Origin of the sequence: Collibacillus ludicampi (genome assembly GCF_023705585.1) — a bacterium.
Lineage (GTDB): Bacteria > Bacillota > Bacilli > Tumebacillales > BOQE01 > Collibacillus > Collibacillus ludicampi.
This window is the reverse complement of record NZ_BOQE01000001.1, coordinates 1,140,084-1,153,097: the sequence shown is the minus strand read 5'-3', so window position 1 is coordinate 1,153,097 and position 13,014 is coordinate 1,140,084. Positions and strand designations below refer to the sequence as shown.

The following is a 13,014-nucleotide window of genomic DNA, read 5'->3' as shown; positions in this document are numbered from 1 at the left end:
ACATGGCGAAGACAAGGCTGCTGCGAGGGGAATGGTTTCTCGTTTCGCTCATTTTGCTTGCAGCGCTTCTACTGCGATTCTATTTTCTTGTGAAAGTACAACAACCTCCTCTGTTCGGCGATGCCAAGAATTATGATGCGATGGTGCGCCGCCTCTTGACGACAGGGGTCTACAGTTACTGGGGAGGCGGGCCGGATGCGTATGTCACGCCGGGATATCCTTTGTTTCTCGCCATGATTTATAAGTTGTTTTGGGCGGGTGCAGGCAGCCCATTAATGAAAGTGCGCGGGATCCAGGCCTTGCTGTCAGTCGGGACGATTCTGCTCAGTTATCTGATCGTCCGCCGTTTGCACGGGGTAACGGCAGCCATGCTCACAGCGCTGGTTTCCGCTTTCTATGTCAGCATGGTTTGGTCACCGGCTGCCATATTGACGGAAACATTGTTTGTATTTCTCTTTATGCTTTACGTGTATCTGTTTTTGCTCGGCATGCAGAAGGAGTCGGTCGGATGGACGTTTCTCAGCGGCGGGGTTTTCGCGTTATCGGTGCTGGTTCGTCCGGCGAGCGCGCCTCTGCTCATTCTTCCGCTTTTCTATCATTTTTTCATCCAAAGGTGTAGGAACATCCTCTGGCTCTTGACAGCCACGGGACTCGGGTTCGTCCTCGTGATGATTCCCTGGTGGATCCGCAATCTGGAATCGCTGGGGCATTTGGTGTTATTGGCCACGCAAAGCGGCAATCCTTTGCTTGCAGGGACAGACCCGTATTTCCGTGAAGGGGACGCGCTCTTTAAAAATCTGCAAGGGGTGGATCAGAGCGCACTCGCCTGGAAGAGGATTCGGGAAGGTTTTACTCAGGAAACTTGGTTGTTTATCAAATGGTTTACCGTCGGGAAATGGTGGTATATGTTCCGTGGCCCTTGGTACGATATCCCGCACGCAGGCTTCCTTGATAGTCTCATTCCCATGCATCTGCCCATCGTCGTGATAGGATGGTTGAGCGTTGTTCTCGCCTGGGTGTGGCGCGAACTTCGTCTCTTCGCGTTCATTCTCATCGGCATGACGGGGATTCAATTGATGTTCTTGCCTTTGACCCGCTATGCGTTTCCGATGATGCCGTTTCTGATCATGGGGGGAGCGATCGTCCTCGCCCGGCTATTGACGAGGCAGGAGGGGAACGTGTAGTGAAAGTTAGCTTTGTGTGAGACAGCTGATTTGAAAGTGTGTGGTTTGGTGGGCGCATGCTTTGTGCGAGACATCTGCCTTGAAAATGAGTGCTTGGGTGGATGTATCGCTTTGCGCTTGGGTTCGATGAAGGTCGTTCCGCTTGGGTTATTAATAGCGGTTTCGGAACGACCTTCCACTCACCTCTACGCTGCAAAGCGATACACCCACCCAAAAGCTAATTTCGTTGCTTGTGGCAGCCTTACATTTTTCTTCCCGCACATGAAACGATCATCCACTGATGGTGCCGCTTGCGGCATGAGTGGCTATCTCGAAAATGTGTAGTTTGTTGGGCGTATACTTTGCGTTCGCGCTCCGTGGAGGTCGTCTCGCACGGAATATGATCATATGTTGCGAGACGACCTCCAAAGTCGCTGTCTCACGCAAAGCATTACGCCTCCCCAAAGACATTATTCACTCTTCTGATGGTGCCGCTTGCGCAATGAGTGGCTACCTTGAGTCGCTATTACGCGCAAAGCATTACACCCTCCCCAGCACTGAATTTCTATATAGAAAGGAGGCCGCATCATGTCCAAGAAAGTCCTGGTCATCATCCCGGCTTATAATGAAGAAAAGAGCGTTGGTCATGTCATCCAAAAGATTCGCCGTGCCGTCCCGTCTGTCGATGTGTTGGTCGTCAACGACGGGTCAACGGATGCGACTTCCCAGGTCGCTCGGCAGGCGGGCGCGCAAGTGGTCGATCTGCCATTTAACCTGGGAATCGGCGGCGGTATGCAGACCGGTTACCTGTATGCTTATCGGAACGGCTATGACGCGGCCGTGCAGATCGACGCGGACGGACAGCACGATCCGGCCGATCTTCCGCGTTTGCTCACTCACCTGGAAAAGGGGGAAGCCGATCTGATTCTCGGTTCCCGTTATGTGGAGAAAACCCGCTATCGCTCCACGTGGACGAGGCGCATCGGGATGATCATTCTCTCAAAAATGGTGAGCTTGATCATCGGCAAACCCGTGTACGATACGACGAGCGGTTACCGCGTCGTCAACCGAAATGTGATGCGTCTGTTCGCACAGAACTACCCGACCGATTATCCGGAGGTTGAAGCGCTCGTACTCGTTCATCTGAATGGGTACAAAATCCGGGAAGTGCCTGTGGAAATGGAAGAGAGGAAGGCGGGGCGCTCGTCGATCACACCGCTGAAATCTGTGTATTACATGGTAAAGGTCGGGCTTGCGCTCGTGATGAATGTATTGCGCAAACCTACGATCACGAAAACGTAATCGTATTCGAGGGGGGAATCGGAATGGATGTATTCGTATTCGCGATCGCTTTTTCGGTCGTCTTCATCTTCGTCGTTCTCGATCTTGTGCGGCGGAAGCGACTGAAAGAGCAGTATTCGCTTTTGTGGCTTCTGGTAGGTCTCGTTTTGATTGTCTTGTCATCCAGCCGTTCGCTTGTGGAAAAAATGGCTTCTTATCTTCATATTTATTATGCGCCGTCGATGTTATTTTTATTCGGTTTGATCTTTTGTTTTACACTCATCTTGCATTTAACTGTGGTGATCTCGAAACTGAATGACCGGGTTGTGCGTTTGACGCAGGAAGTGGCGCTATTAAAAGAGCAACTGAGCGCGCCTTCCAAGAAACATGAACCGTCCTCATCCGGCGAAAGGAAAGTTGTGTAATGGTTTATACGCTTCTTTTGCTCAATGTACTGTTGCTTGTCGTTGGGCAAATTTTTTTCAAAATGGGCTTGGAACAAGCAGGGGGCTTCCATCTGTCCAATTGGATGCAAGTATTTTTATCCCCGTGGATCCTGACAGGGCTTTTCTTGTATGTATTGGCGACCGGCTTGTGGTTTGGCGTCCTGTCCCGTGTGAATCTTAGCGTGGCTTATCCGTTGCAGAGTCTCTCGTATGTATTCGGGGTGATCGCCGCGTGGCTGATCTTTCATGAACCTGTTTCTTTCACCCGTTGGATGGGAGTCGTGGTGATCATGATCGGGGTAGCTTTGATTGTGCGATAATCAGTGCGTCTTGAACGATTAACGGCATACCTGTTTCATCTTTTCGCGTTGAGCGATCAGCAAATATTTGTCCAACAACTGACTCTTGGCGATAACCGTTTCATCAGTGAGGCTTTTCTTTTCCGCAGCCAACTGAATCAGTTCGAATTGTAACTGTTCGATGATCTTTTGCAATATGTGTTCATCCATTCTGATCCCCTCAAAATCAATCATAAAAATTCAAACACAAGCACCAGTATACTTGAACGCTGCCGAAAAAGTTGTTGATATTTGTCGAAGTCGAGAAAAATTTTTTTGAAATGAAAACAAGGCCTCTTCCTTTATCAGGGAGAGGCCTTGTGCTGTTTACGATGCGGAAAAACGGGCAGGATGATACGGAAGGTGGTACCGGCGGGCGACGTCTGTACAAGTACCAAATCTCCGCCATGTGCCTGGGCAAGCATGCGAGAGATCGTCAGGCCGAGGCCGAGGCCGCGGTTTTGTTTCTGGCCGTTTTTTCCGCGATAAAAACGTTCGAAAATAAACGGCTGCTCTTCCGGCGGGATTCCGCGGCCTTCATCTTGTACATCGAGTTCGATCTGCCCGTCGCGTTCGCGCAGGGTAACACGGATGGTTGTGTCAGGGGGAGAGGCGGCGCGGCTGTTGTTGAGCAGGTTGATGAGAATCTGGCGTAACAGTCCCGCATCCCCTTGTATCCACACAGCGTTCTCAGGGAGATCGCGCTCGATGCGCACATCGGCAAATTGGCTGAGTACGCGGAGCTGCTGAATGACTTCTTCCACCAGTGCGGCCAGTTCCACAGGATTCTTTTGCAGCGGAATGGCCCCCGCTTCGAACGAAGAAAAACTGAGCAAATCCTCGACCATTTTTTGCAGGCGTTTGGCTTCTTCGAGCGAGATCTGTAGAAATTCGTCCGCTTCTTCATCCGTGACCACCTTTCCGAGTACCGCCTGGATCATCCCTCGGATCGAAGTGATCGGGGTGCGTAATTCGTGGGAGACGCCCGCGAGCAGTTCGGTGCGCATTTGTTCGAGCTGTTTCAATCGTTCGGCCATGTCGCGAAAGGAGGTGATCAATTGCTGCAGTTCCCTCTCTTTGACTTCTTTCGGCAAATCCGGGTCGTAACCGCCTTCTGCGATCATTTGTGCCGCTTCTGCCACCTGACGTAAAGGAGAGGTGAGTTTTCGCGAGAGAAAATAGATCACAAGCCACCCGGCCAATGCGACCGAGCCGATCAGGGAAGCGATCGGTCCGTAAAGCTGCTCAAATTTGGGCAGAACATCCGTTGCCGGCACCGAAAGAAAAAGCCCGCTGCCATGAGGAATTTCTTCTGGAATTGGGACACCGACACGAAGCCATGTTTGTCCGTCCACCGGAATCACTTCTCTTGTGGATTGGCCATGCAAAATCTCGGTAAACAAACGGGTGTGATCAGGCAAGGTACTGGCGATCTCTTCGTATTTCCCGTTAGAGAGGATCGACAAGTGCCCCTGATGATCCATCAGTTGGATGACCGAGCGGTTGGTGCGGATTTCCTTGAGGTGTTTGAGTTTTTCAAGCGACCCGGGGCCGTTCAGAACCTGTGCGCAGAGGTCGGCAAGTTGGAAAGCCCTTAGTTCCATCAATTCAAAACTTTGTTCATATGCATTGCTGCGTACCCAATAGATGGCGATCACACCGATAACGAACAGGCTGCCGAGCAAAACGAGCACGTAGCGGGTCGTCCAATAACGCAGCAGGGAAACACTGCGGCCGGATGGTTTTGTTGTTTTAGAAAACACGTAACATATACCCCATTCTGCGGATGGTGACGATCTCTCCTTCCGATGGCGGCCAGTCTCTCAGGGATTGGCGCAATCGTTTGATCGCTACATCGACGGCGCGGTCACCACCGCTGTAGTCCATCCCCCATACGTGATCGAGCAGTTGATCTCGCGTGAAGCACTGGTTGGGATGGCGGATAAGAAAAGCGAGCAGTTCCCAGTCACGCGGGGCCAAGGGAACCGGTTCTCCGGAGAGAGAAACGGTACGCGCGGAAAAATCGACGGTCAGTCGGCCAATCTGCACCATATCTTGTTCGATCAAACCGACCGAACGTCTCAACACGGCTTGTACACGAGCCACCACTTCTTCCGGGTCGAACGGTTTGGGAATGTAATCGTCCGCCCCCTCCTTGAAGCCGCGAATCCGGTCCTTGACATCTCCTCTTGCGGTCAGCATGATCACTGGGCAACTGCTCTGCTTGCGAATCTCCTCCAGAACCACCCAGCCATTTTGACCTGGAAGCATCAGATCCAATAGCACTAGGGCAGGATTTTCCCGAGCGAAGATCTCGATCGCCTCCACACCGTCACTGGCGACAACGACCTGGTAGCCGGCTTGTTTCAGATAGGCTTGCAACAGTCGGGCGATCGGCTTTTCATCTTCAACAAGCAGGATAGTCTGCATCGTTGCCCTCCTTTCATATGAGTTTATCTTAGCGATTTGTTCGTAAGTTGACAAACTCGACATCTCACAGACACATTTCGGGTATATGATCATTAAGGATTTAATCATTTGGTAGACATACGTCACCTGACTCAATGCCTGCCATTTCATTATGAAAAGCCTGAAACAAGGGAGGATATGACGTTGTCAGGTTTGAAAGGTGCAACACTTATGCGTTCCGAATGTGAAGAGCGTTCATCCCGCAGGGAAGGCATATTCAGACGTGTGAGCAAACGGATTCTGAAAGGCGACTTGTTTTCTTACCTTTACAGTTTGTATTGGAGTCTTCGCGTGGGGAGCATTTCTGTGCCCCTGCCGGTGTTCACCCATTGGAAGACGAGATGGAGGATTTCACCAACAGCAAACTTGATCGTTCGCAAACAGTTTATTGTCGGACGGATGAATACACAGATCGGGCAAAATGGTCAAGAAGGACTGGACCGCAATGTGATTCAAGTTGCGGATGGCGGGACTTTGGAGATCGACGGACAGGTGTGCTTGGGTCCGGGTGTACGGATCCTCGTGGGGCCGAACGCCCGCTTGAAAATCGGTGACCGCAGCTATATCACAGCCAATTCAAGGGTGATCGTAAAATCGGATATCGAGATAGGCTCCGATTGTGCCATCTCATGGGATGTGCAACTGATGGATACCGATTTTCATCACATCCAACCCGGATGTCCGAACACGAAAAAGATTACGATTGGGAATCGCGTATGGATCGGTTCGCGAGCGACGATCTTAAAAGGAGTAACCATCGGTGATGGAGCGGTCGTTGCGGCCGGTTCCGTTGTCACAAAAGATGTCCCCCCGAATACATTGGTCGGCGGTAATCCGGCCCGCGTGATTCGCGAAAACATCAAGTGGAAACCCTGAAAGGAAGAGCCTCGTGAAAGTTGCTTTTCCATACTTTTTCCGCAAATATGGTTTATCATGAGAATACACCTATCACCATATCCCTCATTGGCCTCCGCGTGATCGCTATGATCACGTCTTTTTTTGTCCCAAGAAGCCGTTTTTAAGAAGATATTGACCTTGCATAAATAAAATAACTTTAAAGAAAATTAAGCATCATCTATCAAAAATAACTTCCATTTTTCTGAAAGAATGATACAATATATGTATAGAAGATTTCGAAAAAGGCGGGTGAGCAAGTTGGCGAAAACGTTAGGCATGAAAATCAGAGATCTGCGCATTAAGAAAGGGTACACACAAACGGATTTGGCTGAAGGATTGGTCACTCCCAGCATGATCAGCCAGATCGAAGCCGACAAAGCGAATCCTTCGTACAAACTGCTAGAAGCTCTTGCCAAGCGCTTGGAAGTGTCGATCGACTATTTTCTGAATGACATACAGGAAAAATTGGAACTGGACAGCCGTTACAAGCTTGCACGCGCGATGATGCAGTCTCAGGATTATGAGAAAGCGATCGAAATCTTAAAAGAGCTGTTGAATTCCCCTGGCATGCAGTCATTCGAAGTCAAGTTCGATTTGGCGGAAGCATATTTGAAGAATGAAGACTATGAGCAGGCGGTCGAACAACTGGAGACCCTCTATCGTGAAGTATCGCTCGATAAAGACCGGCGATTGGTCGTTCAAGTGTTGGATCAGTTGGCTTATTGCAAAATCCAGCGGAACGATTATATCCTTGCGCGACACTTTTTGTTACAGGCATTACGTGAAACGAGACGACTCGACGAGGCGGATCGCGCCTTAAAAGGCAAAGTGTTGCGAAAACTGGCGGATGCGACCGCTTATCTCGGCCCGTATGAAGATGCGATTGAATATTATGAAGATGCTCTCACAGCACTTCAAGGAACGACTGAACTGTTCGAAATCGGAAAGGCCTATGAGGGACTGGGGGACATGTTCGGAAAGCTGGAGGATTTCCGTAAAGCGTCCGATTACACGCGTTCCGCGATTACCATGTACAAGAGCGACCATCGCGTGACCAATGTAGGCGAATGTAAAACGAAACTCGGCATCTATCTAAGCAGGCTTGGGGATTACGAGGAAGCGAAGAGAGTCTACCAGGAGGTTCTGGAAGACTATCAAGAGCAGGAAAATGATGAGCAGATGGGCTACGTCTATGTACGGATGGGCGAATTGTATTCCTTCATGGGGGATTACGAGCAGGCCATGGAATACTGTCAGCGCGGATTGGCGATGATTCCGGAGCAGAGCAGCCTCAAAGCGGTTTCCCTAGAAATTTTCGGGAGGGTGGCATGGGAGATGAAATCGGCCGAATTGGCCGTTGCGTCATTATCACAAGCGGCTGCCCGTTTCGAGAAAGAGAACCTCTATTCGGAACTGATTCATGTCCATACCCGACTCAGCCACATCTATCAGTCACAGGGCGATCTTGCAGCGGCCAATACAGCGATGTTGCAAGCGACCCGTGCAATGGAGGAAAGCTTAAAAATGAAAGGGCTATATTTGTAATGAAAAAACAAGAATGTACATGATTTCAGCTTGTAGAACATGGGAACCACAGGTACTTGGTCTACACGCTGTAACGCCTGAGAGAATCAGGCGTTTTTTCTTTTGGGACGCATTCCGCATAAATACCAAAAAGCCGTTCAAGCGATCTTAGTATTTGATGTTAAACTTCGGTAGTTTTTCCTTTCGTGCTGCTGAGCCGTCGTACTCAATATTACACCCAGTCGGTGATTGGTCCACAACATATGGCGATCCGATTTTGAAGGGTGTAAGGGTTCGCGGCGTCTTTTATTCCGTTTTCGATAAATAGATAGCACTAAGCTTAACCGGTATGGTCTTTTCGATCCGTAAAGTTTGTTCATCGATGACAGTAAGTTGTTGATTGAGTTCATCCCCTACATATATCTTTCCATTCATGGATACAATTGAGCACGCTCGAAAATTACCCGTAACTTCCTTTACATCAAATGTTTCGGTGCTGACTCGGCTGATTGGAACAGAGATTGGAGTCGCACTCGCTAATTTTTCGAAATGCGTTACAAAGATATTTCTCCCATCTGAAGAGAGGACTAAATCCTTAGCATATGGGAGGAGTTTAACCTGATTTAAAAGGGTACCTGTTTTTGGGTCAATTTTCACGAGTATATTTTTAGGAGCGTCTTTAGGTAAAAAATCGGCACTTTCACCTTGAAAGATTCCGTAGATGTATGGCCCCCCGGAAATGATCCTAAGCGGAACATATTTTTGATCCTCTTTAAAAATGGGTCTTATTGCTTTCGTATCCAGGTCAACTTCGTAAATGTTTGACTTCTTTTCTGGAAGTTTGTCTTCTATCGCCACTTGTGGAGGGTAATAACTTGATACAAAAGCTTTGTTTCCACTCCCTGTTATATCCTGTACGACACCTGGAATATGAATGGTAGATACGATATTTTGCGCTTGGACGTCATAAAAACCTAGTGCTGTTACTTGCATATTCTCATCGTGTAAAATTTGTGCGGAGTCCATAAAGTAGATATTCCGGTATGCATACAAATGAACAGGAACAAACGGTTTTGTACTTTTTGATTCGAACGAATGATCATTTGTTAAAAATAGTAAACCGAAAAACGGTTTTTCTGAAGACATACCAGGAGAAACTATTTTTTATTGAAGGCATCATAATACAAATTTTGTAGGAAAATACCATTGGAAACCATGCGATCATTATTATTGTTCAAGTTCACAATTTCTAAGTTATGAGTATCGCTTATCAGAAGATTCGAAGAATCTAGTTGCATCTTATGATTAGAACATCCCGAAAGAATCATAAGTGCGAATAAAAAGAATATGAGAGTGTACTTTTTCGCGGACATAACGTACCTCCTTCACAAAAAAAGGGGCTCTTTAGCCCCTCCAGCTTTGAGCGGTATGTGGAGAATTGTAGATATCATCTGGAAAGACGATAGAACCTCCGTCTGCATCAATATCAACGCCCGCCCACGAAAAGAATTTGGAAAATACTCATTCAAAATATCGATACTAACCGGTTAGTATCTATTTTAGATAATAATATGATCGCGGATTCTATCAATATTTTTTTATTATTTTTTCAAATTGGGATTCAGTACGTGTTCGATAATGGTTTTAAAAACGTTGGGAGTCAGCAAGTCGGGATAGTTTTACCTGAAGTTAAACACGGAAGAGCGAATGCATATACCTAACTCATTATCTAAACTAGAGAGCATTCCCCTTTTGTAGTATAGTAGGATAAGGTCATGCTTGTTTTAAGGAGGACTTATGTCAGGAAAGAGCCAAACTTTTGTCCGGGGAGCGTTTTCACTGGCGCTTGCCGGGCTGATATCCAAGATACTCGGTGTTGTGTACGTGGTTCCGCTGCAGAACATGATCGGTGACTACGGGATCGGTCTTTATCAGTTTGCCTATCCCGTCTATACGACCATGTTGATCCTCTCGACGGCAGGCTTTCCGCTCGCGATGTCCAAATCGGTCGCCGAGCGCGTGGCCCTCTCCGATTTTGACGGAGCGGACCAGATCTATCGGGCTGCCAGCCGCTTGATGATCATTACAGGTATCGTCACGTTCCTGCTGATGTATCTGTTGTCACCATATTTAGCCAAATGGGATGGGAATGTGAACGCCACGCTTGCTATGAGGGCGATCGCTTTTGCGCTCCTGATCGTACCGCCATTGTCCGCCATGCGCGGTTTTATGCAGGGCAATCATCATATGAAGGCATCCGGCAACTCGCAAGTGGTGGAACAGTTTGTCCGTGTAGGTTTCATCGTTTTTGGCACATGGTGGGTGTTGCATCTCGGGTACACGGCAAAAGAAGGGGCCGCCGCGGCGACATTCGGAGGAGCGATAGGGGCTCTGGCCAGTCTGATCTATCTCTATATCCATGTGCGCCGGTTGCGCAGAAGCTATGAGCCGCGAATGACCGGGCAGGTGGCGCTCGATTCGTGGACGGTTGTGAAAAACCTGTCGAAATATGCTCTTCCAATCTCGCTTGGAGCGTTGGTTTTGCCGATTTCCAGCAGTGTCGATTCCTTCACGATTACGAATCTGTTGCATGTAGCCGGGATGCCGATCGACGAAGCGACTGAACAATTTGGGATCTTTACGGGACGTGCCTTGCGTCTCATTCAGTTGCCCCTGTCTTTTGCTACGGCGATGGGTTTGTCGCTCATGCCGGCGATTACGGAAGCGATCACCTTAAAGAATGAGAAGTTGCTGCAGGAGCGCGTGCAGATTTCCTTCCGTTTGAACGCGCTGATTACATTGCCGGCTGCGGCCATTTTGATCGCTTTGCCCACCGAGATCAACATCATGTTGTTTAAAGACGCGCAAGGGGCTCCCGTTGTCGCATCCGTCGCATTGATGAGCGTTTTTGCCGCGTATGAATTGGTCACTACATATATCCTGCAGGGGATTGGAAAGTTTTATCTGCCTGTAGGCAATATGATGTTCGGGACATTCTGCAAACTTCTGTTCAATATTTTTCTCGTCCCCCGTTTCGGGATTATCGGCGCCGCTTATGCTACGGTGATCGCATACTTGATTTCATCGGGTTTGAATGTGCGCGCCGTGTTGAAATATACAAAAGTTCGTTTGCATCTGGGTGTGCTTCTCGTACGGCCCGTGATCACTTCCGCCATCATGGGTCTCGCGCTTTGGTTCACGCGTCAAGGTGTCCATTCTCTGTTGGTCGGGATCATTCCGAACGAGCGGATTCTTTCTACCGTAGTGTTGTTCCTCGTACTTCCGGTGGGATTCGCGATCTACATGGCGGCACTGCTCATGCTCGGTGGGCTTGAACGCAAAGAAGTCGGCTATATTCCTTTCTTCGGTAAATATCTGCTCCGGATCTTGGATCGTGTTGCCGTTCGTTCGACACGAGGATGAAAGATCTGTCGCATTTTTTATATTGAAACAATCCTCTCTCAGCTGTTACGATGAAGATGGGAGAGGATACCTATGAAAAAGAAAAAATGGAGCACCACGATCGTTGGGTTGTCGCTGATTACGGTGATGGCAGGTACCACCGGAAGCGCTTGGGCGGCCGGTACAAACGTTCCTGGCGGATCACATGGTAAGACGTTTTCATTAGCCGTTCCCCTGAATTCGCTACTCCTACCCTCATCATCGGTTCAGATTCAAGTGAAAACGTTTGACCAACAGGTCAAACAAGACACATTGAACCATATCAGGCAAATGATTCAGCAAAATGATATGCCGGGACGGATTGAACGCGAACTGGGGATCCGCTTGACTCAGCCTGTCCATCTGTATGTGGCGTCCGATCTCAACGCCTATCGTGACACGTTGAAGCGATTGCAATTTCCCCAGGACGAGATCGAAGCGATCGCGGAGAAAAGCAATGGTGTGACGGCAGAAAATGATATCGTCATCGTATTAAGCCGTAACCCTGGCGACGGATTATTAGCAAACGTGTTGCAGCACGAGCTGACACATGTCGCTTTGAATCAATACGGAGTATCGAAGGAGATGCCCAGTTGGATCAATGAAGGAATCGCCTGGCGTTTGGGTTTGCAGGCGGAAGCTTCGGGCCGTTCACAATTGCTCACAGATAATGAAACGAAAGAGTTGCGCTATTCCGTCTTGGATGCTTTAGCAAAGAACCAATGGATTCCGTTGATCAGCGATCCTATGGATACAATTACGGAAAAGGTTTCTTATAATGTAGAAATTCAGGATTACTTTGCTGTTGATTCCTTAATCAGACGCTACGGGGAAGCATCCTTTCATAAGTATCTCTCCTATGTGAAAAACGGGGAAAAAGATCCGTTTTTGCATGCGTTCGGAGAAAATGAGGAAGCTTTTGAGAAGCGATTTATTAAAGATATGAACCGGTTTATGAAGCGGACGGATAAAGGGGTACGTATCAAGTTCCGTGTAGAAGCAAATTTTTCCGGTTACTTCGCACTGATGGGCAAAGGGCAAAGTTACTGGACCCGTTATCGACTGCCTGCCGGAACGTATACTGCGATCATCGATCCATCCGGACGGATCACAGGACTTCCGCAGGGCGAACGAGTGCCTGCTCCGGGCACGCCCGATCCGGATGTGGTTTTTATCGGCATAAAGCCGCTTCATGATCGTTTATCGGGAAAAACGATACAAAATGGCGGGTTCGCGATCGAGTCGGCGTATGGTGATTATTTCTTGCTGAATGCGTGGACGACGTATACGGATGGTTCGACCGATTATCCGCTGACGGATCATCATCTGGGAATTACTCTATTGGAAATCGATACACTTTCTTGAATCATGCCTTTAAACGGGCGTATCTTGCGTTCGCGCTCCGCGGAGGGCGTCTCGCTTGTAATATGTTTAGTTGTTGCGAGACGATCTCCA

11 protein-coding genes and 1 pseudogene are annotated in these 13,014 nt (G+C 48.6%); 8 read left to right on the top strand and 4 right to left on the bottom strand.

Going from position 1 to position 13,014, the window contains the following annotated elements; translation table 11 throughout:
• Positions 1–2: 2 nt before the first annotated feature.
• The 4 genes from DNHGIG_RS05810 to DNHGIG_RS05795 all read left to right on the top strand — a co-directional run bounded on the left by DNHGIG_RS05810 (position 3) and on the right by DNHGIG_RS05795 (position 3,210).
• A complete protein-coding gene (locus DNHGIG_RS05810; protein ID WP_282198780.1) occupies positions 3–1,184 on the top strand; it encodes a glycosyltransferase family 39 protein in 1,182 nt (393 codons plus the stop codon).
• A gap of 567 nt (positions 1,185–1,751) precedes the next feature.
• Positions 1,752–2,465 (top strand): glycosyltransferase family 2 protein, encoded by a 714-nt coding sequence (locus tag DNHGIG_RS05805; RefSeq protein ID WP_282198779.1) that lies wholly within the window; start codon positions 1,752–1,754, stop codon positions 2,463–2,465.
• Positions 2,466–2,488: 23 nt separating this feature from the next.
• Positions 2,489–2,869, top strand: a complete 381-nt coding sequence (locus DNHGIG_RS05800) for a DUF2304 domain-containing protein (RefSeq protein ID WP_282198778.1) — start codon at positions 2,489–2,491, stop codon at positions 2,867–2,869.
• On the top strand, positions 2,869–3,210 hold the full coding sequence (locus DNHGIG_RS05795; RefSeq protein WP_282198777.1) for an EamA family transporter: 342 nt from the start codon (positions 2,869–2,871) through the stop codon (positions 3,208–3,210). The genes DNHGIG_RS05800 and DNHGIG_RS05795 overlap by 1 nt, the downstream gene beginning before the upstream one ends.
• Positions 3,211–3,228: 18 nt before the next feature.
• Here the strand turns inward: DNHGIG_RS05795 and DNHGIG_RS05790 are convergent, their stop codons facing one another.
• The 3 genes from DNHGIG_RS05790 to DNHGIG_RS05780 form a co-directional block, all read right to left on the bottom strand.
• Positions 3,229–3,399 (bottom strand): aspartyl-phosphate phosphatase Spo0E family protein, encoded by a 171-nt coding sequence (locus DNHGIG_RS05790; RefSeq protein WP_282198776.1) that lies wholly within the window; start codon positions 3,397–3,399, stop codon positions 3,229–3,231.
• Between the two features lie 134 nt (positions 3,400–3,533).
• Positions 3,534–4,922 (bottom strand): HAMP domain-containing sensor histidine kinase, encoded by a 1,389-nt coding sequence (locus tag DNHGIG_RS05785; RefSeq protein WP_282198775.1) that lies wholly within the window; start codon positions 4,920–4,922, stop codon positions 3,534–3,536.
• Between the two features lie 58 nt (positions 4,923–4,980).
• Positions 4,981–5,658 carry a response regulator transcription factor gene (locus tag DNHGIG_RS05780; RefSeq protein WP_282198774.1) on the bottom strand — a complete coding sequence of 226 codons (678 nt, stop codon included), beginning with the start codon at positions 5,656–5,658 and terminating at the stop codon, positions 4,981–4,983.
• Positions 5,659–6,399: 741 nt separating this feature from the next.
• Between DNHGIG_RS05780 and DNHGIG_RS21165 the strand changes: the two are divergent.
• Together DNHGIG_RS21165 and DNHGIG_RS05770 are read left to right on the top strand one after the other, a co-directional pair.
• Positions 6,400–6,573: pseudogene (locus DNHGIG_RS21165) on the top strand (DapH/DapD/GlmU-related protein); the annotation flags it as partial.
• Between the two features lie 279 nt (positions 6,574–6,852).
• Entirely contained in the window at positions 6,853–8,139 is a 1,287-nt protein-coding gene (locus tag DNHGIG_RS05770; RefSeq protein WP_282198772.1) for a helix-turn-helix domain-containing protein, read from the top strand.
• A 285-nt stretch (positions 8,140–8,424) separates the two neighbouring features.
• Here DNHGIG_RS05770 and DNHGIG_RS05765 read toward each other — a convergent pair whose 3' ends face one another.
• Positions 8,425–9,264: a YncE family protein gene (locus DNHGIG_RS05765; RefSeq protein WP_282198771.1), complete on the bottom strand. Its 840-nt coding sequence runs from the start codon at positions 9,262–9,264 to the stop codon at positions 8,425–8,427.
• 651 nt (positions 9,265–9,915) lie between these two features.
• Between DNHGIG_RS05765 and DNHGIG_RS05760 the strand changes: the two genes are divergently transcribed.
• Positions 9,916–11,541 carry a putative polysaccharide biosynthesis protein gene (locus DNHGIG_RS05760; RefSeq protein WP_282198770.1) on the top strand — a complete coding sequence of 542 codons (1,626 nt, stop codon included), beginning with the start codon at positions 9,916–9,918 and terminating at the stop codon, positions 11,539–11,541.
• A 72-nt stretch (positions 11,542–11,613) separates the two neighbouring features.
• The gene (locus DNHGIG_RS05755) at positions 11,614–12,924 is read left to right on the top strand and encodes a gluzincin family metallopeptidase (RefSeq protein ID WP_282198769.1); all 1,311 of its coding nucleotides are present in this window, start codon (positions 11,614–11,616) and stop codon (positions 12,922–12,924) included.
• The last annotated feature ends 90 nt before the right edge of the window (positions 12,925–13,014 follow it).

Coding starts and splice junctions, on each gene's coding strand:
- DNHGIG_RS05810 (WP_282198780.1), top strand. CDS start 3: ATGGCGAAGACAAGGCTGCTGCGAGGGGAATGGTTTCTCGTTTCGCTC.
- DNHGIG_RS05805 (WP_282198779.1), top strand. CDS start 1,752: ATGTCCAAGAAAGTCCTGGTCATCATCCCGGCTTATAATGAAGAAAAG.
- DNHGIG_RS05800 (WP_282198778.1), top strand. CDS start 2,489: ATGGATGTATTCGTATTCGCGATCGCTTTTTCGGTCGTCTTCATCTTC.
- DNHGIG_RS05795 (WP_282198777.1), top strand. CDS start 2,869: ATGGTTTATACGCTTCTTTTGCTCAATGTACTGTTGCTTGTCGTTGGG.
- DNHGIG_RS05790 (WP_282198776.1), bottom strand. CDS start 3,399: ATGGATGAACACATATTGCAAAAGATCATCGAACAGTTACAATTCGAA.
- DNHGIG_RS05780 (WP_282198774.1), bottom strand. CDS start 5,658: ATGCAGACTATCCTGCTTGTTGAAGATGAAAAGCCGATCGCCCGACTG.
- DNHGIG_RS05765 (WP_282198771.1), bottom strand. CDS start 9,264: ATGTCTTCAGAAAAACCGTTTTTCGGTTTACTATTTTTAACAAATGAT.
- DNHGIG_RS05760 (WP_282198770.1), top strand. CDS start 9,916: ATGTCAGGAAAGAGCCAAACTTTTGTCCGGGGAGCGTTTTCACTGGCG.
- DNHGIG_RS05755 (WP_282198769.1), top strand. CDS start 11,614: ATGAAAAAGAAAAAATGGAGCACCACGATCGTTGGGTTGTCGCTGATT.